A 19,879-nucleotide genomic window follows, 5' to 3' on the forward strand; every position below is an offset into this window, starting at 1 on the left:
GGGCCCGACGGTGCCCAGTACCGCCTCGGGAGAGGGGCGGCCGGCCCCCACCCGGCGCACGGCCACGGTCGAGTTCGTCCGCGGGTCGGTGCGCGGCAGCCGCCGGCGCGCGCTGGCGACCCTGCCCAGCCTGTTCACCCTGGGCAACATGATGTGCGGCTTCGCCGCCATCCTCGTGTCCATCCGCGGCCAGTACACGCTCGCCGCGGTGCTCATCGGCCTGTCGGTGCTGTTCGACATCACCGACGGCGCGGTCGCCCGCCTGGTCGGCGCGGTGAGCGCCTTCGGCCTGCAGTTCGACTCGCTGGCCGACCTGGTGTCCTTCGGCCTGGCTCCCGCGCTGCTGGCGTTCACGCTGTTCTCCGAGGGCCGCGACGAGTGGGACCCGCTGGGCTGGGTCGTGTGCTTCCTGTGGGTGGCGTGCGCGGCGATCCGGCTGGCCCGCTTCAACACCACCATCGACCCGACGGCGGACAAGCGGTACTTCACCGGCATGCCCAGCCCCGGCGCGGCCGGCGTCGTCCTGGCCTCGGTGTTCGCGTTCGGCGACCAGATGCAGGGCCGCGACCGGCTGTGGGTGCTGCTCATCGTGGCCGTCCCGGCGCTGCTCATGGTCAGCACCATCCGGTTCCGCTCGTTCCGCTCGCTGGTCAGCCCGAAGAGCGGCCGGCCCTACGGCCTGGTCGCCGCCGCGGTCGCGCTGGTGGCCGGGTTCGCCACCGTCCCCGTCGTCACCGGCTGCGTGCTCGCCTACGGCTACCTGCTGGCGCCGGTCCTGGTCCCCCTGCTGTCCCCCCTCGCCCGGCTGGTGCCGGCCCGCCTCCGTGAGGTGCTCACGTGACCGTCCGCCCGATCCGCCCCGACGACGTCCCGGCCGTGGTCGGCCTGGTGCGCGAGCTCGCCGAGTACGAGGAGGCGGCGCACGAGGTGCGGCTGACCGAGCAGCAGCTGCACACCGCCCTGTTCGGCGACTCGCCCGCGCTGTTCGGGCACGTGGCCGAGCGCGAGGGCGCCGTCGTCGGGACCGCGCTGTGGTTCCTCAACTTCTCCACCTGGCGCGGCACGCACGGCATCTACCTCGAGGACCTCTACGTGCAGCCGCGGCACCGCGGCAGCGGCCTGGGCCGGGAGCTCCTGCGCACGCTGGCCGCCACCTGCGTCGAGCGCGGCTACGACCGGCTGGAGTGGTCGGTGCTCGACTGGAACGAGCCCTCGATCGCCTTCTACCGGGCCGCCGGCGCGGTCCCGATGGACGAGTGGACGGTGTTCCGGCTCACCGATGAGGCACTGGCCGGTTTCGCGGCCGGCCGGCGCGATGCGGCAGTCTGACGCGGTGACCATCGAGCGCGGCACCGCGGAGTGCTGGCTGACCGACATGGACGGCGTCCTCGTGCACGAGGGCCAGGCCCTCCCGGGCGCCGCCGAGTTCCTCGCCCGGCTGGTGGACAAGGACCGCCGTTTCCTCGTCCTGACCAACAACTCGATCTTCACGCCGCGCGACCTGTCCGCCCGGCTGTCGCGCTCGGGCCTGCAGGTGCCCGAGACCTCGATCTGGACCTCGGCCCTGGCGACGGCGGACTTCCTGTCCACCCAGCTGCCCGGCGGCTCGGCCTACGTCATCGGCGAGGCCGGGCTGACCACCGCGCTGTACGAGGCCGGCTACACCCTCACCGACACCGACCCGGACTTCGTCGTCCTCGGCGAGACCCGCACCTACTCGTTCGAGGCGATCACCCGGGCGATCCGGCTGATCGGCACCGGCGCGCGGTTCATCGCCACCAACCCCGACGTCACCGGGCCCTCACCGGAGGGGCCGCTGCCGGCCACCGGCTCGGTCGCGGCGATGATCACCGAGGCGACCGGCGCCAAGCCCTACTTCGTCGGCAAGCCCAATCCGATGATGTTCCGCAGCGCGATGAACCGGATCGACGCGCACTCGGAGAGCACGGTGATGATCGGCGACCGGATGGACACCGACGTCGTCGCCGGCATCGAGGCGGGCCTGGAGACGATCCTCGTGCTCACCGGCTCCACCACCGCCGCGGACGTCGGCCGCTTCCCGTTCCGGCCCAGCCGGGTCCTCGACTCGATCGCCGACGTCGTCGACCTGGTCGTCTAGCGGTCCAGGAAGGCCAGCCGCGCCTCGGGGGTGAACAGCAGGTACAGCTCGGCGACCGCCAGCACGATCAGCGGGATGCCCAGCAGCGGCTGGCCGCCGGGGAACGCGGTGCTGTAGCCGAACAGCCCGAGCAGGATCTGCAGCACGACGACCGGACCCCGCGCCCACCCCGACAGCCGCCGCAGGCCCACGGCGGCCGCGGCCAGGACGGCGCCGAAGATGCCGACGTACACCACCTCGGCCAGCGCGCGGGCCACGCTGTCGGGGTCGCTGGTGAGCGTCAGCCACAGGATGACCAGCGCCCCGCCGAGCAGCAGGGCCGCCTCGATCGCGGCCACCAGCGCCGCCCGGACCACCGCCGGCGGGGCCTCGGGCCGGGCAGGCCGCGGTGCTCGGGCGGAGGGCTGCGCGGCGCCGCCGAGGAGCCGCTCGGCCCGGCTGGGGCGGCGGGTCGCGTCCTCGTCCGTCACAGGAGCGAGGCTACGCGTCACCGGTCACGCGAGATCCCGTCCGTGCCCGTCGGGCGCCCCGGTGCTGGCTAGCCTGGCCCCATGCGTGCGCTCGTGGTGGCCAACCCCGCGGCGACGACGACCACCGGCCGGGTCCGGGACGTGCTGGTCGGCGCACTGGCCAGCGAGCTCAAGGTCGACCTCGCCGAGACCACCCACCGGGGGCACGCCCGCGAGCTGGGCCGGCAGGCGCTGGCCGACGGGTTCGACGTCGTCGTCGCGCTCGGCGGGGACGGCACCGTCAACGAGGTCGTCAACGGCCTGCTGACCGACGGGCCCGGTGAGCACGTGCCGACGCTGGCCGTCGTCCCCGGCGGCTCGACCAACGTGTTCTCCCGCGCGCTGGGCCGCTCCCGCGACCCGGTCGAGGCCACCGGCGAGATCCTCCACTCGCTGCGCGCCGGGCGCACCCGCCGCGTCTCCCTCGGCACCGCCAGCGCCACCGGCACCAGCACCGCGCCCGCGCGCGGGGTGGACCCGGGCGTCGCCACCGCCGTCGCCGAGGTCGACGCCGCGGCCGACCCCGGCTGGACCGACCCGCGCTGGTTCGTCTTCGCCGCCGGCCTGGGCTTCGACGCCGACGTCATCGCCCGGGTGGAGGCGCAGCGGGCGCGCGGCCGCCGGTCGACCGGGGCGCTGTACGTCCGGGAGGCCACCCGGGCGTTCGTCCTCGGCCGCGAGCGCCGCCGTCCCGCCGTGACGCTGTGCGTCCCGGGCTCCCCCGACCTCGACGGGCTGTTCCTCTGCCTGGTCTCCAACGTCAGCCCGTGGACCTACCTGGGCTCCCGGCCGGTCAACCCGAGCCCCGAGGCCTCCTTCGAGGCCGGCCTCGACGTGTTCGCCCTCGGCCGGATGGGCGTGCTGCGGATGCTGCACACGACCCGGCAGGTGCTGGCCCGCCGCCCCGACGCGCGCGGCCGCGGCGTGCACCGCCTGCACGACCTGGCCGGCTTGGAGCTGCGCGCGTCGCGCCCGCAGGGCTGGCAGCTCGACGGCGACCACCTCGGGACGGCGACCGGGCTGCGCGTGCGGTCGGTGCCGTCGGCGCTCGCCGTCATCGCCTAGCGATCGCCTGGCGCGCGGAGCCCTCCACGGCGTCCCGAGGACACGCCCGGGGGCCCGTGTCAAGCACCACCGCACCGCCGAGTGGCGCCCCTAGCACGCCCGTGGTGAGGTTGCTCACGAGGGGTCGACCCAGGGCCCCGGTGCGCTTGACACGAGTTCCTCAGGTGAAAACATCGCGAGAGGAACGCAACCTGCCGGTAACAAGCGGTGGGCGGTCGCTGGAACGAGGCGCTGGGCAACCGGTGTCGCGCCCGCGCATGCGGCCCGATGTCAGCGATCTGCAAGCAATGTAGTCGACACCGAGGAGTGCACAGACATGGACTGGCGCCACCGCGCGCTCTGCCGGGACGAGGACCCGGAGCTGTTCTTCCCCATCGGGACGACCGGCCCGGCCCTCGTGCAGATCGAGCAGGCGAAGGCGGTCTGCAACCGCTGCTCGGTCGTCGAGTCCTGCCTCGACTGGGCTCTGCGCTCGGGTCAGGACTCCGGCGTGTGGGGCGGGCTGTCCGAGGACGAGCGGCGTGCTCTCAAGCGCCGTCAGTCCCGCACCCGCGTCCGCGCCTGACGCAGCAGCTGCCGGCACCCGCCGGCTGAGCAACGGCGCGAGGCCGGTCCCCCGAGCGGGGACCGGCCTCGCGCCTTTTCAGCGACACCGCCTAGCGGCGCGGCCTCCCCGCCCCGGGGAGCTCGAGGACGACCTCGGTGCCCGGCCGGCCGGGACCCGGCGGCTCCTCCGGCGTCCGGATGAGCAGCGACCCGCCGAGCTCGCTGGTCACCAGCGTCCGCACGATCTGCAGGCCCAGGCCGTCGCTCCGCGCCGGGTCGAACCCCTCCGGCACCCCCTGCCCGTCGTCGCGGACGCGCACCACCAGATCGTCGCCGTCGCGCTCGGCCGCCAGCTCGATCGAGCCGGGCTGGCCGTCGACGGGGAAGGCGTGCTCGGCGGCGTTGTGCAGCAACTCGGTGACCGCCATGACCAGCGGCGTCGCGGTGGCCGCGGGCAGCTCGCCGAAGGCGCCCACCCGGCGGGTGCGCGCCGCCGGGCCGATCGAGGTGAGGTCGCCGAGCATCGGCAGCACCTGGTCGAGCACGTCGTCGACGTCGACCACGTCCTCCCGGCTGCCGGCCAGCGTCTCGTGGACGACGGCGATCGAGGCCACCCGCCGCACCGACTCCTCCAGCGCCGCCCGCGCGGCCGGCTCGGTCATCCGCCGGGCCTGCAGCCGCAGCAGCGCGGCGACCGTCTGCAGGTTGTTCTTCACGCGGTGGTGGATCTCGCGGATCGTCGCGTCCTTGGTGAGCAGCGCCCGGTCGCGGTCGCGCAGGTCGGTGACGTCCCGGACCAGCACCAGTGCGCCCTCCTCGGCGCCGGGGGCCTGCAGCGGCAGCGCGCGCACCAAGAGCGTCGCCGACCGCCCCACGACGTCGGTCGGGTCGGGGAACCGCCCGGCCACCGCGGCGGCGATGGTGGCCGCGACCGCCTCCCCCGCCACCCGGTCCGACGACGCCGCCCGCGTCACCCGGGCCAGGTCCGTGCCGAACAGGTCGCCGGTCACCCCGAGCCGCCGGTAGGCCGACAGGGCGTTGGGGCTGGCGTAGACGGCGCGGCCGGCCGCGTCCAGGCGCACCAGCCCGTCCCCCACCCGCGGGCTCATCTCGGCGTCGAGCAGCTTCTCCGGCGGGAAGGTGCCGGCCGAGACCATGAGGCAGAGGTCGGCGGCGATGTCCAGGTAGGTCAGCTCCAGCGTCGACGGCGACCGGGTCACCGCCAGGTTGGTGTCCTTGGCCAGCACCGCGACGACGACGCCGTCGTGCCGCACCGGGATGACCTCGCGCCGCCGCGGGCTGGTGCCCGACCAGTCCGGTTCCCCCTCGGTCACCGGCCGGCCCTCGCGGTGCGCCAGCCGGAACGGGTCGGCGTCGGGGCCGTGGACCTCGCTGCCGACCAGGTCCTCGGGCTGGCTGGTCGGCGCGGTGAGCGGGCGCACCTGCGCCACGCACCACCACGCGCCGGTGCGCAGCGGCACCCACAGGGTGAGGTCGGCGAAGGCCAGGTCGGCCAGCAGCTGCCAGTCGGCCACCAGGCGGCGCGCGTGGTCGACCTGCGACGGGGCGGTCGCCGCGCCGCGGTGCAGGCGCTCGGAGAGGGTGCTCATCGTCCCCGAGGGTAGGGCGGGCCCCCGCCTAGGCTGGGCACCCGTGGCCGCACCGTCCCTCGTCCCCCCGCCCGTGACCGTCGACGACGCCGTCCCCGCCGACTGGCCGGCCATCGCGGCGCTGACCGTCGCCGTCTACCGGGACGAGCGGCTGGCCTCCGACGCGTACCTGCCGCAGCTGGCCGACGTCGAGGGCCGCGCCTCCCGGTCGCAGCTGCTGGTCGCCCGGGACGGGGACCGGGTCGTGGGCGCGGTGGCGCTGGTGCTCGACGGCGACTTCGGCGAGATCACCGAGTCGCCGGAGGAGGCGGCGTTCCGGATGCTCGTCGTCGACCCGGAGGCGCGCGGCCGCGGGATCGGCGAGCTGCTGGTGACCGAGTGCCTGCGCCGGGCCCGCGCGGCCGGCAAGCGGCGCATGCTGCTCTCGACCGACCCGGTGATGGCCGCCGCGCACCGGCTCTACGCCCGGCTCGGCTTCACCCGGCTGCCCGAGCGCGACTGGGCGCCGCGCCCGGGCATCGACCTGCTGGTCTACGCCCGCGACCTCTGACCGGGTCCCCTCAGCGCCGCGCGCGGGCCGGACCGCTGCTGCGGGACCGGGCGGGACGGCGGGGTGGGTGCGCGGCCGCCTCCGGCGCGGGCACCTGCACGCCGGCCGCGGCGGCGAGGGCGTCCAGGTCGTCGAGGATGTCGCGGAGCAGCACGTCGACGTCCGGGAGCAGCTCGGCGCACGACACCAGGCCCCAGTCCAGGCGGTCGAGGTAGCTCTGCACCGTGATGTTCAGGCCCTGCCCCTCGACGATCGTCGAGACCGGGAAGTAGTGCTCCAGCCGCGCGCCCGCGGCGTAGAGCGGCGTGCGCGGACCGGGCACGTTGGAGATGACGAGGTTGCCCGGGCTCAGGCGGGAGCCCAGCCGCAGCCGGGCGCTGAGCCGCATCGCCCGCGCGAAGACCGCCGGCGGCGGGAACTCGGCGAAGTCGGTGAGCCGCTCGGCGGGCAGCGCGGAGAAGATCTCCTTGCTGCTGCTCATCGCCTCGTGCACGCGGCGCACCCGCCGGACGGGGTCGGGCTCGTCGGTCGGCAGGACCGCCGAGAGCATCGACACCCGGTTGGTCCAGCGGTCGGTCTCCTCCCCGGTCCGCACCGAGACGGGCACCAGCGCCACGAGCGGGTCCGACGGCAGCGCCCCGCGCCGGTCCAGCCAGGTGCGCAGGCCGCCGGCGCACGCGGCCATGACGACGTCGTTCACGGTGGCGCCCAGCGCGGTCTTCACCTGCTTGACGACGTCGAGCGACGTCGACCGGATGGCGAGCTTCCGGTGCGGGGTGATGGGTCCGTTGAACGGCGTGCGCGGCGGCCGGACGCTCGGCACCGGCGGCGGCTGGTCGGGCTCCTCGGGGCGGTGCCGGCCGAGGTTGAGCACGGTGCCCAGCGGCCCGCGCAGGCTGCGCCGGACGTCGTTCGCCGCCCGCACCAGCACCGGGTTGCGCGTGGCCCGGCCGATCTCCCGGGCGCTCCACGCGGCGAGCAGCACCCCGCGCGCGGGCTTGCGGGCCAGGCCGAGCGCGCCGCGCGCGAGCATCTCGAGGTCGCCGGGTGGCCGCTCGGGCGTCCACGTCTCGGTCTCGGCCTCGGGCGGCGTCCGGTTGCCCTCGGGGGTGTCGTCGAGCATCAGCGTCATCAGCTCCACGCCCGACGCCCCGTCGATGGTGGCGTGGTGGACGATCGTCAGGACGGCGAAGCGGTGGTCGGCCAGCCCCTCGATGACGTAGGACAGCCACAGCGGCTTGCGCCGGTCCAGGGGCCGGGAGACCAGGCGCGCGGCCAGCGCGGCGAGCTGGTCGTCGCTGCCGGGCGGCGGGACGGCCGTGTGCCGGACGTGGAAGTCCAGGTCGAAGGCGGGGTCGGCGACCCAGTAGGGGTGGTCCAGGCCCAGGGGCACCTCGACCAGGCGCCGGCGCAGCGGCTCGAGCAGGTGCAGCCGCTGCTCCAGCTGCGCGCGCCACGCGTCGTAGGGCCGGTAGGCGGGGTCGTCCGGGCGGGAGTAGATGGACAGGCTCGAGACGTGCCCGAACTGCGCCGACGTCTCCAGGTGCAGGAACGTCGCGTCCAGACCCGACAGCTGCTTCACGTCCGCTGGCCTCCTCGGGAGACGGCGGGGTGTGCGCCCCGGCCGTGTGCACGAGTGTGTCAGGGGCCACACTTCCCTGCACCGGACGGTCGAGGGAGCGGAGACCCGACATGCAGACGACGGCGCACTCCTCCCGGACACCGGCCGGCGAGGCTCCCCCGTGGATCGGGGCGTCCCCGGTGGCGGCGCTGCTCGCGGCGCAGCGGCCGTGGCGCGAGGCGGCTGCGCTGGCCCGCTCCCCCGTCTGGCGGGGGCACGGCGTCCCGCCCGGCGGCGGCCTGCCGGTCCTGCTCGTGCCCGGCTTCCTCGCCGGGGACCCGTCGCTGTCGGTGCTGGAGCGCTGGCTGCGCGCCCGGGGCTACCGGACGTGCACCTCGCAGATCCGGGTCAACGTCGACTGCACCCGCCTGGCGGTGGAGCGCCTGGAGCGCCGCCTCGTCGAGTTCACCGACCGGACGGGCCGGCCCGCGGCGGTCGTCGGCCAGAGCCGGGGCGGGCTGTTCGCCAAGCTCGTGGCGATGCGCCGGCCCGACCGGGTCGCCGGGATCGCCACGCTCGGCAGCCCGAACGTCGACCACATGGCGATCAACCCGCTGGTGGCCGCGCAGGTGCGGCTGGTCGCCGCGCTGGGCAGTGCGGGGATGCCGGGGCTGTTCCGCGACGACTGCCTCGACGGCGGGTGCGCCGGGGAGCTGGCCGAGGACCTGGCCCGCCCCTTCCCCGCCGGGGTGCCGTACCTCTCGGTCTACTCGCGCAGCGACTGGGTCGTCGACTGGCACGCGTGCCTGGACCCGGACGCCGAGAACGTCGAGGTCGACTCCAGCCACGTCGGCATGAGCGTGCACCCGGGGGTCTACCGGCTGCTCGGGGACCGCCTGGGCGACCTGGCCCGCCGCACGACCTGAGCCGCCGGGACGGCGGTCAGGCGTCGGCGACGGTGGCGATGAGGTCGCCCTCCTGCAGCACCTCGCCCTCGACGACGTGCAGCTCCTGCACGACGCCGGCGCGCTCGGTGAGCACGGGGATCTCCATCTTCATCGACTCGAGGATCACCAGGGTGTCCCCCGCGGAGACCTCGCTGCCCGGGCTCACCAGCACCTTCCAGACGCTGGAGACCATCTCGGCGTGGATCTCCTCGACTGCCACGCGGCACCTCCTCGCTGAGCGGAGCCCCCATCCAAGCACGGGCCGCCGCGGCCCGGCGGTCGCTCAGGAACCCGGCGCGAGCTCCCCCTCGGCCAGCCGGTGCAGCACCGCGCAGACCTCCTCGCCGTCGTGCGGCACGCCCGTCTCGGGCAGCCCGGACAGCGCGGCGGCGGCCGTCCGCGCGGCGGTGGCGGTGTCGGGCGCCCCGGCGCTCACGGTGGCCAGCAGGGCGTCGTACCAGCCGTCGAGCCGGTCGCCCGGGTCGTAGCCGCTGACCGCGACCACCTCGGTCCGCCCGGTGGTGCCGCGCAGCCGGCCCGCCGCGGGCAGGGCGCCGGTCACCCGGCCGGCCCGCCCCGGCGGCAGCGTCGACCGCAGCTGGACGGCGACCGCGGCCCGCGGCGGGTGCTCGTCGGCGGCGCGGCGGCGCGGCGCGCGGCGGCCCACCGCCGCGGCCAGCGCGAGGTCGACCGCGTCCACCTGGTGCGCCCGCTCGAGCACGGCCATGTCGAGGGAGAAGCCGGCCGCGACCTCCCCCAGCTCGCCGTCCTCGGCGACGCCGACGGTGACCAGCCCCCGCCAGCCGACCTCGGCCAGCCGCTTCGCGCCGGGCGGCACGTCGCCGGCGGGGTCGGGCGTCCAGGACACCCGCGCGATGCCCGCCGCCCGGTCGCGGGCGACCGCCGTCGGGAAGCTCAGGCCGTCCTCGGTGACGACGGCGAGCAGGCCGTGCTCGCTGGCCGGCTCCACGCCGTCGCCGCCGAGCCGCTCGAGCACCTCGGCGGGCGGGCCCACCCAGGTGAGCCCCGCCGCGGCGACCTCCCCCGCCAGCGCGGCGTTGCCGGCCAGCGCCGGCGGCACGGGCAGCACGGCGCGGGCGCCGCTGCGGCGGGCGGCCTCCACGATCCGGTCGACGGCGAGGTAGGACTCCGCCGCGGGCGCCGGGCCGAGCAGCACCGCGTCGTCGGCCAGGCGCACGTGCCGGGCCGAGCGCTCGGCCTCGGAGTAGACGGCCACCGACTTCACGTCCAGCCGGGAGCAGGCCGCGATGACCGCGCACGCCGCGGGCCCCCGTCCCGCCACGAGCACGCTGTCGATCCCGTGCTGGGCCACGCTTCCCGGCCTCCCGTCCCCGCGCCGGGCCGTCCGCCCGGTCTCCCTGCCATCGTGCCCCGCGCCGCCGACACCCACGCCACCGGGCGGGGGCCCCCTCACCCGCTGTGGGACCCTGGGTACGACCTCGGACACTCCGGACCACGACGACGAGAGGAGGGCAGCGATGTCCAAGCGTGGACGCAAGCGGCGCTCCCGCAAGGGGAACAAGGCCAACCACGGCAAGCGCCCCAACGCCTGACGACGGCCCTCACGGGCCCGACGCGACGACGCCCCGCACCCGGAGGACCGGGGCGGGGCGTCGTCGTGTGCCGGGGTGTGTCAGGCGTCCTCGGACCAGTCGGTCCGGACCACCTCGGTGCTGACCTTCTCCACGCTGATCTGCGTGCCGTCCTCCTCGAAGGAGACGGTGGTCAGCTGCATCTTGATCCGATCGCGCAGGCCCGACGGCGTCGGGTCGCCGCCGCAGCGGCGGCGGACCAGCGCCTTGAACTCCTGCTCGATGCCGAACTGCCGCAGACACGGGGAGCAGTCCTCGAGGTGCTCGGCGATGACGGCGCGCCGGGCGTCGTCGGTCTCGCGGTCGAGGAACTCGAAGACGTGCGACAGGACGTCGTCGCACGAGGAGATCTCGACCGGACGCTCCTGCTCGGTGCTCACGACCGCCCCTCCTCACCGGCTCCGGCGCGGACGAACCCGCGCTCACGGGCGTAGTCGGCCAGCAGCTTCTGCAGGCCCCGCCGGCCACGGTGCAGCCGGGACATCACCGTGCCGATGGGCGTGCCCATGATCTCGGCGATCTCCTTGTAGGCGAAGCCCTCGACGTCGGCCAGGTACACCGCCAGCCGGAAGTCCTCGGGCAGCTGCTGCAGGGCCTCCTTGATGTCGGAGTCCGGCAGGTGGTCCAGCGCCTCGATCTCCGCCGACCGCAGCCCGCTGGAGCTGTGCTCCTCGGCCGCGTAGAGCTGCCAGTCCTGCACCTGGTCGGTGGGGTACTGCTGCGGCTGCCGCTGCTTCTTGCGGTAGCTGTTGATGTAGGTGTTGGTCAGGATCCGGTACAGCCAGGCCTTGAGGTTCGTGCCCTCGGCGAACTGGTGGAACGCGGAGTAGGCCTTGACGAACGTCTCCTGGACCAGGTCCTCGGCGTCGGCGGGGTTGCGGGTCATCCGCAGCGCCGCCGGGTAGAGCTGGTCGAGGTAGGGCAGCGCGTCCCGCTCGAAGCGGGCGTCGCGCTCCGCGCGGGTCTCGGCGACCTCGGTGCGGCTGCCCCCCTCGCGGGCCTCGGGCACCTCCACCGGAGCCCCGACCACCTGCTCGCGCGGGGTCTCGACCGGCTCGACGGCGGGGTTCCCGCCCGGGGTCTCCTCAGGCACCGACCGTCCTCTCTGCGGCGCCCGGAGGCGGGCTGCCACGTCGGTCGATCCTAGTCGCGCGGCGTCGGGCCGGCCCGGGGGCCGCCGGCGCGGGGCCCGCGTGCGGGCGCTGGAGACGGTGCTGCTCACGGTCCCTGCAACGGTGCCCGCCGGTGGGCTCATTCCCCGGCCGGGGGAAGTCGGCGGCGGTCCGCGCGGGCGCTGGCTACAGTGCCCGGCCGTGGCGGCGACCCCCGCGGTGCGGGCCCTGGAGAAGGCCGGGGTGGCGCACACCCTGCACCCCTACGACCCCGAGCACCCGAGCGACCAGGGCCACGGCGAGGCGGCGGTGGCCGCGCTCGGCGCCGACCCGCGCCAGGTGTTCAAGACGCTGGTCACCCGCGTCGACGGCACGCTGACCGTCGCCGTCGTCCCGGTGAGCGGCACCCTCGACCTCAAGGCGCTGGCCGCCGCGGCCGGTGGGCGGAAGGCCGCGATGGCCGACCCGGCCGACGCCGAGCGCACCACCGGCTACGTCCTCGGCGGGATCAGCCCGCTCGGCCAGCGCAAGGCACTGCCGACCGTGGTCGACGACTCGGCGCTGGGGTTCGCCACGGTGATGGTCAGCGCCGGCCGCCGCGGGCTGCAGGTGGAGCTGCCGCCGGCCGAGCTGGTCCGCCTGACCCGCGCCCGCACCGCCCCGATCGGCCGCTGAGTTCCCCGCGATCATGGCGCGGTGACCACGATCCGGCCCCGCGGAGTGGTCACCGCGCCATGATCGCGGGGGAACTCCCGGTCAGGAGCCGGGGGCGCCGTAGGGGGTGAGCAGCTGGTCGACCGGCGCGGCGTCGTCGGTGAGCACCTGCGCGTCGCCGGCGAGGGCGGCCACCTCCTCCGACGAGGCGACCTGCCAGGCCGAGTCCTGCGCCAGCAGCGCCTCGGCGAGCGCGGCCTCGTCCAGCGGCCGGTGCGAGGCGACCGCGACGACGTTGCCGCCGTCCTCGCCGGCCAGCACCGGGGCGCGCGCGAGCAGCAGCACGTGCGGCCACACCGCGCGCAGCGTGGCCAGCTCCGCGCGGACGAAGCCCAGCGGCGGGTGGTCGATGAGGTTGGCGACGTACACGCCGTCGTCGGTGAGCGCCCGGTCGACCAGCTCCAGCGCCTCCACGGTGGTCAGCTGCCAGGGCACCGACAGGCCGCCGAAGGCATCGCCGACGACGACGTCGCGGGTGCCGGCGGGCTCGGCCGCCAGCCCCACGCGGGCGTCGCCGACCCGCACCTGCAGCCGCTCCGAGGTCTGCAGGCCCAGCTGCTCGCGGTCGATGGCGACGACGCCGGGGTCGACCTCGAGCACCAGGCTCTCCGTGCCCGGACGGACCTCGGCGAGGTACCGCGGCACGGTCGCCCCGCCGCCGCCCAGGTGCAGCGCCGACAGCGGCTGAGCGGCGGGGGCCAGGACGTCGGTGACCGCGGCGATCGCCCGGACGTACTCGAACTCCAGGTACGTGGGGTCGGCGAGGTCGACGTAGCTGTGCCGCAGCGTGTCCAGCACCAGCACCCGGCCGGTCTCGCGCTCGGGGTCGGCCACCACGCGGGCGCAGTGGTAGGAGGTCTCCTCCTCGCACGGCGTCGGCGCGACCGCCGCCAGCAGCGACCCGGTGACGGCGAGCAGCAGCAGCGCCGTCGGCACCCGTCCCGCCCCGCCCGGGGACCGGCGGCGCAGCAGCAGGAACACGGCGACGCCGGCGACGACGGTCACGAGCCCGGTGCCGACGAGGATGCCGCTGCTGGGGAAGACCGCGATGAGCACGAAGCCGGTGGCGAAGGTGGCCGCGATCCCGCCGAGCGTGCCGATGCCCGACAGCTTCCCGACCACCGACCCGGTCTCGGCCAGGCTGGCCAGCTGCAGCTTCACCACCATCGGCGGCACCGCCGACAGCAGCGTCGCCGGCACCACGATGGCGACCGCGGCCAGCAGCAGCACGGCGCCCGCGTCGGGACCGGTGAGGAACGACCCGGTGAAGCGCACCAGCGGCAGCACGGCGATCACCAGCGCCCCGCCGGCGACCAGCAGCGGGGCGATCAGCGCGCGCGGGTCGCGGCGGTCGGCGGTGGCGCCCCCGGCCCAGGCGCCGACCGCGATGGCGGCCAGCGCGAAGCCGATGACCGCGGTGTTGGTCTGCAGCGTGATGCCGACGTAGGGGGCGATCAGCCGCAGCCCCACGATCTCCAGCACCAGCACCGCGCCGGAGGCGAGGAAGGTGACCCCGGCGGCCACCCAGCCGGGCAGCACGGGACCGGTGGGCGGCTCGGCGGGCGGGTCGGAGGGGACGACGGCGGACGCGCGTTCGCTCAGGGGACGGCTCCTCAGAAGAGCGCGGGCTGGTCGGCCGGGGCGCTGGCGCCCTCGACGCGGGCGACCAGCTCGGCGCCGTTGTTGCGGACGTTGTTCACCGCGGGGCTCACCGGGCGCAGCTCCAGACCCTCGACCACCGACGGCGGGGTCGGCTCCGCGAGCGCCTCGACGTCGTCGCGGGCGGGGTCGAGCCAGTCGGCCCACCGCTCGCGCGGCAGCACCAGCGGCATCCGGTCGTGGATCTCGGTGAGCGCGCCGACGGCGGGCGCGGTGACCACCGTGCAGGTGTAGAGCCGGTCCTCGCCCTTGCCCCACACCTCGTAGAGCCCGGCCATGGCCAGCACCGACCCGTCGGCCGGGGTGATGAAGTACGGCTGCTTGCCGGGCGAGTCGAGCTTCTTCTGCCACTCGTACCAGCCGTCGGCCGGGACCAGGCACCGGCGGGAGCGGGCGGCCGAGCGGAACGCCGGCTTCTCGGTGAGCGACTCGACGCGGGCGTTGAGCAGCCGGTTGCCGACCGACACGTCCTTGGCCCAGGAGGGCACCAGGCCCCAGCGGACCGCGCGCAGCTCCCGGTGCGCCTCGCCGGTGGGGCTGCCCTCCGGGTCGCGCTCGCGCTTGGTCCGGACCACGTAGACGTCCTTGGTCGGCGCGACGTTGAAGTCGGCCCGCAGCGGCTCCTGTCCCTCGGCGGGGACGGCCTCGAACTCGACGACGAGGTCCTCGGGACGGCGGGTGGCGGCGTAGCGACCGCACATGGCTGGTCCTCCCGGCTGTCGGGCCGGCCCGGGACGGGCCCGCGGGACCGACTCTAGGCGGCACCGGGGACAGCGGGAGCGCCCTCCGCGGGCCCCGGATGGGCCCCGGATGGGCCCGGGGTGGAGACCCCGGCGAGCAGAGACGAGGATCACGCGCGTGACCGCGACCCAGAACCCACCGCAGGAGCAGCCGAAGACCGCGAGCGAGTCCGCCGAGCGGCGCTACGCGACGGTCAACCCCTTCACCGGGGAGACCGAGAAGGAGTTCGACTTCACGCCCACCGAGGCCATCGACGGCATCATCGGGACCGCGCACGCCGCCTACCAGGAGTGGCGGCAGCGTCCGGTCGAGGAGCGCGCCGGCGTCGTCCGCCGCGCCGCGGAGCTCATGGACGAGCGCCGCGAGGACCTCGCCAGGCTCATCACCACCGAGATGGGCAAGCGGCACGAGGAGGCAACGGGCGAGCTCTACCTCTGCTCGATGATCCTCAAGTACTACGCCGACAACGGCCCGTCGTTCCTCGAGCCCAAGCCGATCACGCCCCTCATGGGCAAGGGCGAGGCCGTCGTCGAGACCCAGCCGATCGGCGTCCTGCTCGCCATCGAGCCGTGGAACTACCCCTTCTACCAGGTGGTCCGCGTGGCCGGCCCGAACCTGGTGCTGGGCAACACCGTCATCCTCAAGCACGCCGAGATCACCCCGCAGTGCGCCGAGGCGATCGAGCAGCTGTTCCGCGACGCCGGCGCCCCGGAGGGCGTCTTCACCAACACCTTCCTGCGGATCGCCGACGTCGAGCAGGTCATCGCCGACCCGCGCATCCAGGGCGTGACCCTGACCGGCAGCGAGCGGGCCGGCAGCGCCGTGGGTGCCCTGGCCGGCAAGCACCTGAAGAAGTCGGTGCTCGAGCTCGGCGGCAGCGACCCGTTCATCGTGCTCGACGCCGAGGACCTCGGCGCCACGGTGAAGGCCGCGACCATGGGCCGGATGCAGAACACCGGCCAGGCGTGCACCGCGTCCAAGCGGCTGATCGTCACCGAGGAGCTCTACGAGCCGTTCGTCGAGGGCCTCAAGCAGGCGTTCTCCACCTTCTCCCCCGGCGACCCGGCCGACCCGTCGACGTCGCTGGCCCCGCTGTCCAGCGAGCGGGCCGCGCAGGACCTGCACGCGCAGATCCAGGACGCCGTCGACAAGGGCGCCACCGTGGTCGCCGGCGGCAAGCGGCCCGAGCACCCCGGCGCGTTCGTCGAGGCGACGATCCTCACCGACGTCACCCCGGAGATGCGCGCCTACCGCGAGGAGCTGTTCGGCCCCGCGGCGGTCGTCTACAAGGTCAAGGACGCCGACGAGGCGGTCGCGCTGGCCAACGACAGCGCCTTCGGCCTCGGCGCCACGGTCATGAGCAGCGACCTCGACCGCGCCCGGGCGGTGGCCGACCGGCTCGAGGCCGGGATGGTGTGGATCAACCAGCCCACCGGCTCCTCCCCCGAGCTGCCCTTCGGCGGGATCAAGCGGTCGGGCTACGGCCGCGAGCTGTCCGAGCTGGCGGTGTTCGAGTTCGCCAACCGGAGGCTGGTCCGCACGGTCCCGGCGAAGAAGCAGGCCGCTCCCCCGGTCGGCGGCTGAGCGTGGGCGGCGTCGTCCGGACCGGGCAGGATGGTCTCCCGTGAGCCAGGTCTGGACGACGCCGCACCGCCCGACCCCCGTGGACGCCGTCGTCCCGCTGCCCGGGTCCAAGTCGATCACCGCGCGGGCGCTGGTCCTGGCCGCGCTCGCCGACGGCCCGAGCCGCGTCGTGCGCCCGCTGCGGGCCCGCGACACCGACCTCATGGCCGCCGGGCTGCGCGCGCTCGGCGTCGGGATCGCCGAGGACGGCGCCGACTGGCTGGTCACCCCCGCGGAGCTGCGCGGCCCGGCGGAGGTCGACGCCGGCCTGGCCGGCACCGTGCTGCGCTTCCTGCCGCCGGTGGCCGCGCTCGCCGACGGCCCGGTCCGGCTCGACGGCGACCCGCGGCTGCGCGAGCGCCCGAACGCCGGGCTGGTCGCCGCACTGCGCGACCTCGGCGTCGAGGTGGACGACGGCGGCCGGGGCCGGGCGCCGTTCACCGTGCACGGCACGGGCGCGGTCCGCGGCGGGGCGGTGACCGTCGACGCGAGCGAGTCCTCGCAGATCGTCTCCGGGCTGCTGCTGGCCGCCGCCCGCTTCGACGAGGGCCTCGACCTGGCCCTGGCCGGCGGGGTGCCGTCGATGCCGCACGTGGAGATGACCGTCGCCGCGCTGCGCGAGCACGGCGTCGACGTCGCGGCCACCGACCGCGGCTGGCGGGTCGCCCCCGGGCGGCTGGCCGCGCTCGACCGCGTCGTCGAGCCCGACCTGTCCAACGCCGCGCCGTTCCTCGCCGCGGCGCTGGTCACCGGCGGGCGGGTCACCGTGCCCGACTGGCCGGCGGTGACCACCCAGCCCGGCGCACAGCTGGACGCGCTGCTGGGCGCGATGGGCGCCGAGGTCGAGCGGACGCCGGACGGCCTGCGGGTCACCGGCACCGGCCGCATCGCCCCGCTGGTCGCCGACCTGGGCGACGTCGGCGAGCTGACCCCGGTGCTCGCCGCGCTGTGCGCGCTGGCCGACGGGCCCTCGCGCCTGACCGGCATCGCCCACCTGCGCGGCCACGAGACCGACCGCATCCAGGCCCTCGACGAGGTGCTCACCGCCGTCGGCGCCCGCGTGCGCCAGCTGCCCGACGGCCTGGAGGTCGAGCCGGGCCCGCTCCGGCCGGCGCTGCTGGACTCCTACGCCGACCACCGGATGGTGCACGCCGCGGCCGTCCTCGGCCTGGCCGTCGACGGCGTGCGGGTCTCCGGGCCCGAGGCGGTCACCAAGACGCTGCCGGACTTCCGCGAGCGCTGGGCGGGCATGCTCTCCGCGACCGCGGGGGTGGCCTCCTGAGCCGCCGTCACGACAGCCGCTCGGACGAGGACGACGTCCGGGTCCGGCCCAGCCGGCGCGGCTCCCGCCCGCGCACCCGCACCCGGCCGGCGCACTCCGACGCCGTCCCCGGCCTCGTGATCGCGGTCGACCGCGGCCGGATGACCGTCCGGGTCCCCGGTCCCGACGGCGCCCCGCTCGAGGTGACCGCGATGCGCGCCCGCGAGCTGGGGCGGCACGGCGTCGTCGTCGGGGACCGGGTGCGGCTGGTCGGCGACACCAGCGGCCGGCCCGACACCCTCGCCCGGATCGTCGTCATCGAGGACCGGACGACGTCGCTGCGGCGCACCGCCGACGACACCGACCCCACCGAGCGGGTCGTGGTGGCCAACGCCGAGCAGCTCGTCGTCGTCACCTCGGTCACCGACCCCGACCCGGCGCTGGGGTTCCTCGACCGCTGCCTGGTGGCCGCCTACGCCGGTGGGCTGGAGCCGCTGTTCTGCCTGACCAAGACCGACCTGGCCAGCCCACAGGCGCTGCTGGACCGCTACGCCGGGCTGGACGTCGGCGCGGTGCCGGTGTCGCGGGAGACGCCGCTGGACCCGCTGCTCGACCGGCTGGAGGGGCGCACGAGCGTGTTCGTGGGCCAGTCGGGCGTGGGCAAGTCCACGCTGGTGAACCGGCTGGTGCCCGAGGCCGGCCGGGCCATCGGCGAGGTGACGAAGGTCGGCAAGGGGCGGCACACGTCGTCGTCGGCGGTGCTGTTCGACCTGCCCGGCGGCGGCACGATCGTCGACACCCCCGGCATCCGCTCGCTGGGGCTGGCGCACGTCACCGCCGACGACGTCGTCGCGGCCTTCGACGACCTCGCCGAGGCCGCCGTCGACTGCCCGCCCGGGTGCGGGCACTCCGCCGACGACCCCGACTGCGCACTGGACGCCTGGGCCGCCGCCGGGCCGCCCGGCCGCGCCGAGCGGCTGGCCAGCGTGCGGCGGCTGCTCGACGCCGTGGGCCAGCTCGGCCCCGGCTACTGACGGGAGGTCACCCATGGACCAGCAGGTCCACTTCCTGACCCTGGCCACCGCGGATCTCGACGCCGCTCGGCGGTTCTACGTCGAGGGCCTGGGCTGGACGCCGCTGCTCGACGTGCCGGGCGAGATCGTCTTCTTCCAGGTCGCGCCGGGCACGGTGCTGGCCTTCTTCGAGACGGCGAAGTTCGCCCAGGACCTCGGCACCGGGCCCGCCCGGCCGGAGGTGTCCGGGCTGACGCTGGCGCACAACGTCGGCGACCGGGACGCCGTCGACGCGCTGTGCGAGCGGATGGCCGCCGCGGGCGGCACCGTGCTCACCCCGCCCGCGGAGGGCGCCTTCGGCGGTGTCTTCCACGCGCTGGTGCGCGACCCGAACGGCGTCGTCTGGGAGATCGGGCACAACCCCGGCTGGTCGGTCGACGCCGACGGGACCGTGCGGCTCGGCTAGCCCCGGCCGGGACCCCCGAACAGTCCGTCGGGCACCGGCTCGTCGACCGCCTCGATGCGCAGGTCGTGCGTCTCGCCCGCGTAGGTGCCGTCCAGCGGCTCCGCCCACACGCAGACGCCGGTCCGCAGGTCGAGCCGGACGAGGTGGGCGGTCGGGTAGTCGACGCCGTCGGGGACGCTCCCCCACTCGAGCTCGTCGACCCGGCGGCTGCGCAGCAGCGGGCAGCACCCGCAGCGCGGCTCGTACCGGTCGGTGGGCACGACCAGCGCCTCCCAGGCGGGGCGGCCGGCGTGCTCGACCTCGCGCAGGCCGTCGACGGTCAGCGCCGGCCCGGCGGGCGCCCCGGTGTCGGGGTCGACGCCGTCGGCGAGCTCCCGCGGCCGCAGCTCGGCCACCCAGCGGTAGTCCTGCCACATCGGGTCGTCACCCGCGCCGGCCTCCCGGACGACGCCGAGCAGCCGGCCGGCGGCGTCCTCGACCCGGAGCCGGTCCGGCCGGCGCAGCCAGGCGCGGACCGGCTCGGACCACGTCCACCCGCGGCGCCGGCGCTCGGTGAACCGCAGCGTCGTCCACCGGTCCGGGGAGGACCGGGCGAGCGCGCGGAAGGCGTCGGCGTCGGGCACGCCCGGCAGTGTGACCCTCGGGGACCTGTCCCGTGGGGAGTCGTGGGGGGGGGGGGGGGGGGGGGGGGGGGGGGGGGGGGGGGGGGGGGGGGGGGGGGGGGGCGGCGGGGGGGCCGGGGCGCCGGCGTCCGGGGATGGCGTCCAGAC

23 protein-coding genes are annotated in these 19,879 nt (G+C 75.9%); 13 read left to right on the plus strand and 10 right to left on the minus strand.

Annotated features, from left to right (window positions below):
* Nucleotides 1–10: 10 nt before the first annotated feature.
* From pssA to ACI8AR_RS21920, 3 genes are read left to right on the plus strand one after another with little or no spacing between them, the layout of a single operon-like run.
* Complete coding sequence (gene pssA / locus ACI8AR_RS21910) at nucleotides 11–841, plus strand: CDP-diacylglycerol--serine O-phosphatidyltransferase (RefSeq protein ID WP_457052879.1); 831 nt, start codon at nucleotides 11–13, stop codon at nucleotides 839–841.
* Nucleotides 838–1,329 carry an N-acetyltransferase family protein gene (locus ACI8AR_RS21915; protein ID WP_457052880.1) on the plus strand — a complete coding sequence of 164 codons (492 nt, stop codon included), beginning with the start codon at nucleotides 838–840 and terminating at the stop codon, nucleotides 1,327–1,329. Before pssA ends, ACI8AR_RS21915 begins: the two co-directional genes overlap by 4 nt.
* A gap of 4 nt (nucleotides 1,330–1,333) precedes the next feature.
* The gene (locus ACI8AR_RS21920) at nucleotides 1,334–2,119 is read left to right on the plus strand and encodes an HAD-IIA family hydrolase (RefSeq protein WP_456929289.1); all 786 of its coding nucleotides are present in this window, start codon (nucleotides 1,334–1,336) and stop codon (nucleotides 2,117–2,119) included.
* Here ACI8AR_RS21920 and ACI8AR_RS21925 read toward each other — a convergent pair.
* Nucleotides 2,116–2,589: a hypothetical protein gene (locus ACI8AR_RS21925; RefSeq protein ID WP_457052881.1), complete on the minus strand. Its 474-nt coding sequence runs from the start codon at nucleotides 2,587–2,589 to the stop codon at nucleotides 2,116–2,118. The two genes, ACI8AR_RS21920 and ACI8AR_RS21925, sit on opposite strands and share 4 nt — an antisense overlap.
* Nucleotides 2,590–2,670: 81 nt before the next feature.
* Between ACI8AR_RS21925 and ACI8AR_RS21930 the strand changes: the two genes are divergently transcribed.
* Both ACI8AR_RS21930 and ACI8AR_RS21935 read left to right on the plus strand, forming a co-directional pair.
* Nucleotides 2,671–3,693: a diacylglycerol/lipid kinase family protein gene (locus ACI8AR_RS21930; RefSeq protein WP_457052882.1), complete on the plus strand. Its 1,023-nt coding sequence runs from the start codon at nucleotides 2,671–2,673 to the stop codon at nucleotides 3,691–3,693.
* Between the two features lie 316 nt (nucleotides 3,694–4,009).
* On the plus strand, nucleotides 4,010–4,258 hold the full coding sequence (locus ACI8AR_RS21935) for a WhiB family transcriptional regulator (RefSeq protein ID WP_456929286.1): 249 nt from the start codon (nucleotides 4,010–4,012) through the stop codon (nucleotides 4,256–4,258).
* Nucleotides 4,259–4,349: 91 nt separating this feature from the next.
* Here ACI8AR_RS21935 and ACI8AR_RS21940 read toward each other — a convergent pair whose 3' ends face one another.
* Nucleotides 4,350–5,849, minus strand: a complete 1,500-nt coding sequence (locus tag ACI8AR_RS21940) for a sensor histidine kinase (protein WP_457052883.1) — start codon at nucleotides 5,847–5,849, stop codon at nucleotides 4,350–4,352.
* 43 nt (nucleotides 5,850–5,892) lie between these two features.
* On the opposite strand from ACI8AR_RS21940, the gene ACI8AR_RS21945 reads away from it, so the two are divergent.
* Nucleotides 5,893–6,399 carry a GNAT family N-acetyltransferase gene (locus tag ACI8AR_RS21945; RefSeq protein ID WP_457052884.1) on the plus strand — a complete coding sequence of 169 codons (507 nt, stop codon included), beginning with the start codon at nucleotides 5,893–5,895 and terminating at the stop codon, nucleotides 6,397–6,399.
* A 10-nt stretch (nucleotides 6,400–6,409) separates the two neighbouring features.
* Here the strand turns inward: ACI8AR_RS21945 and ACI8AR_RS21950 are convergent, their stop codons facing one another.
* Entirely contained in the window at nucleotides 6,410–7,981 is a 1,572-nt protein-coding gene (locus tag ACI8AR_RS21950) for a WS/DGAT/MGAT family O-acyltransferase (protein WP_457052885.1), read from the minus strand.
* Nucleotides 7,982–8,091: 110 nt separating this feature from the next.
* On the opposite strand from ACI8AR_RS21950, the gene ACI8AR_RS21955 reads away from it, so the two are divergent.
* Complete coding sequence (locus ACI8AR_RS21955; protein WP_457052886.1) at nucleotides 8,092–8,886, plus strand: esterase/lipase family protein; 795 nt, start codon at nucleotides 8,092–8,094, stop codon at nucleotides 8,884–8,886.
* 16 nt (nucleotides 8,887–8,902) lie between these two features.
* Here the strand turns inward: ACI8AR_RS21955 and ACI8AR_RS21960 are convergent, their stop codons facing one another.
* Nucleotides 8,903–9,127, minus strand: a complete 225-nt coding sequence (locus ACI8AR_RS21960; RefSeq protein ID WP_387990214.1) for a biotin/lipoyl-binding carrier protein — start codon at nucleotides 9,125–9,127, stop codon at nucleotides 8,903–8,905.
* Nucleotides 9,128–9,190: 63 nt separating this feature from the next.
* Nucleotides 9,191–10,240, minus strand: a complete 1,050-nt coding sequence (locus ACI8AR_RS21965) for a biotin carboxylase N-terminal domain-containing protein (RefSeq protein ID WP_457052887.1) — start codon at nucleotides 10,238–10,240, stop codon at nucleotides 9,191–9,193.
* Between the two features lie 166 nt (nucleotides 10,241–10,406).
* Between ACI8AR_RS21965 and ACI8AR_RS21970 the strand changes: the two genes are divergently transcribed.
* Entirely contained in the window at nucleotides 10,407–10,481 is a 75-nt protein-coding gene (locus tag ACI8AR_RS21970) for a 50S ribosomal protein bL37 (RefSeq protein WP_014377707.1), read from the plus strand.
* 80 nt (nucleotides 10,482–10,561) lie between these two features.
* Here the strand turns inward: ACI8AR_RS21970 and rsrA are convergent, their stop codons facing one another.
* Nucleotides 10,562–10,900: a mycothiol system anti-sigma-R factor gene (gene rsrA, locus ACI8AR_RS21975; protein WP_456929280.1), complete on the minus strand. Its 339-nt coding sequence runs from the start codon at nucleotides 10,898–10,900 to the stop codon at nucleotides 10,562–10,564.
* A complete protein-coding gene (locus ACI8AR_RS21980) occupies nucleotides 10,897–11,613 on the minus strand; it encodes a sigma-70 family RNA polymerase sigma factor (RefSeq protein ID WP_387990223.1) in 717 nt (238 codons plus the stop codon). The genes rsrA and ACI8AR_RS21980 overlap by 4 nt, the downstream gene beginning before the upstream one ends.
* A gap of 220 nt (nucleotides 11,614–11,833) precedes the next feature.
* On the opposite strand from ACI8AR_RS21980, the gene ybaK reads away from it, so the two are divergent.
* Nucleotides 11,834–12,307 carry a Cys-tRNA(Pro) deacylase gene (gene ybaK, locus ACI8AR_RS21985; RefSeq protein WP_457052888.1) on the plus strand — a complete coding sequence of 158 codons (474 nt, stop codon included), beginning with the start codon at nucleotides 11,834–11,836 and terminating at the stop codon, nucleotides 12,305–12,307.
* An 81-nt stretch (nucleotides 12,308–12,388) separates the two neighbouring features.
* Here ybaK and ACI8AR_RS21990 read toward each other — a convergent pair whose 3' ends face one another.
* A complete protein-coding gene (locus tag ACI8AR_RS21990) occupies nucleotides 12,389–13,885 on the minus strand; it encodes a fused MFS/spermidine synthase (protein WP_457052889.1) in 1,497 nt (498 codons plus the stop codon).
* 74 nt (nucleotides 13,886–13,959) lie between these two features.
* Complete coding sequence (locus ACI8AR_RS21995) at nucleotides 13,960–14,706, minus strand: SOS response-associated peptidase (protein ID WP_457052890.1); 747 nt, start codon at nucleotides 14,704–14,706, stop codon at nucleotides 13,960–13,962.
* A gap of 157 nt (nucleotides 14,707–14,863) precedes the next feature.
* On the opposite strand from ACI8AR_RS21995, the gene ACI8AR_RS22000 reads away from it, so the two are divergent.
* The 4 genes from ACI8AR_RS22000 (at nucleotide 14,864) to ACI8AR_RS22015 (ending at nucleotide 19,109) form a co-directional block, all read left to right on the plus strand.
* Entirely contained in the window at nucleotides 14,864–16,330 is a 1,467-nt protein-coding gene (locus tag ACI8AR_RS22000; RefSeq protein WP_457052891.1) for an NAD-dependent succinate-semialdehyde dehydrogenase, read from the plus strand.
* Between the two features lie 40 nt (nucleotides 16,331–16,370).
* Complete coding sequence (gene aroA / locus ACI8AR_RS22005) at nucleotides 16,371–17,651, plus strand: 3-phosphoshikimate 1-carboxyvinyltransferase (protein ID WP_457052892.1); 1,281 nt, start codon at nucleotides 16,371–16,373, stop codon at nucleotides 17,649–17,651.
* A gap of 140 nt (nucleotides 17,652–17,791) precedes the next feature.
* Nucleotides 17,792–18,664, plus strand: a complete 873-nt coding sequence (rsgA, locus tag ACI8AR_RS22010; RefSeq protein ID WP_457052893.1) for a ribosome small subunit-dependent GTPase A — start codon at nucleotides 17,792–17,794, stop codon at nucleotides 18,662–18,664.
* Nucleotides 18,665–18,677: 13 nt separating this feature from the next.
* The gene (locus ACI8AR_RS22015; protein WP_457052894.1) at nucleotides 18,678–19,109 is read left to right on the plus strand and encodes a VOC family protein; all 432 of its coding nucleotides are present in this window, start codon (nucleotides 18,678–18,680) and stop codon (nucleotides 19,107–19,109) included.
* Here ACI8AR_RS22015 and ACI8AR_RS22020 read toward each other — a convergent pair.
* Nucleotides 19,106–19,732, minus strand: a complete 627-nt coding sequence (locus ACI8AR_RS22020; RefSeq protein ID WP_457052895.1) for a hypothetical protein — start codon at nucleotides 19,730–19,732, stop codon at nucleotides 19,106–19,108. The genes ACI8AR_RS22015 and ACI8AR_RS22020 overlap by 4 nt on opposite strands.
* Nucleotides 19,733–19,879 lie beyond the last annotated feature (147 nt).

Source organism: Geodermatophilus sp. SYSU D01036, from assembly GCF_054050435.1.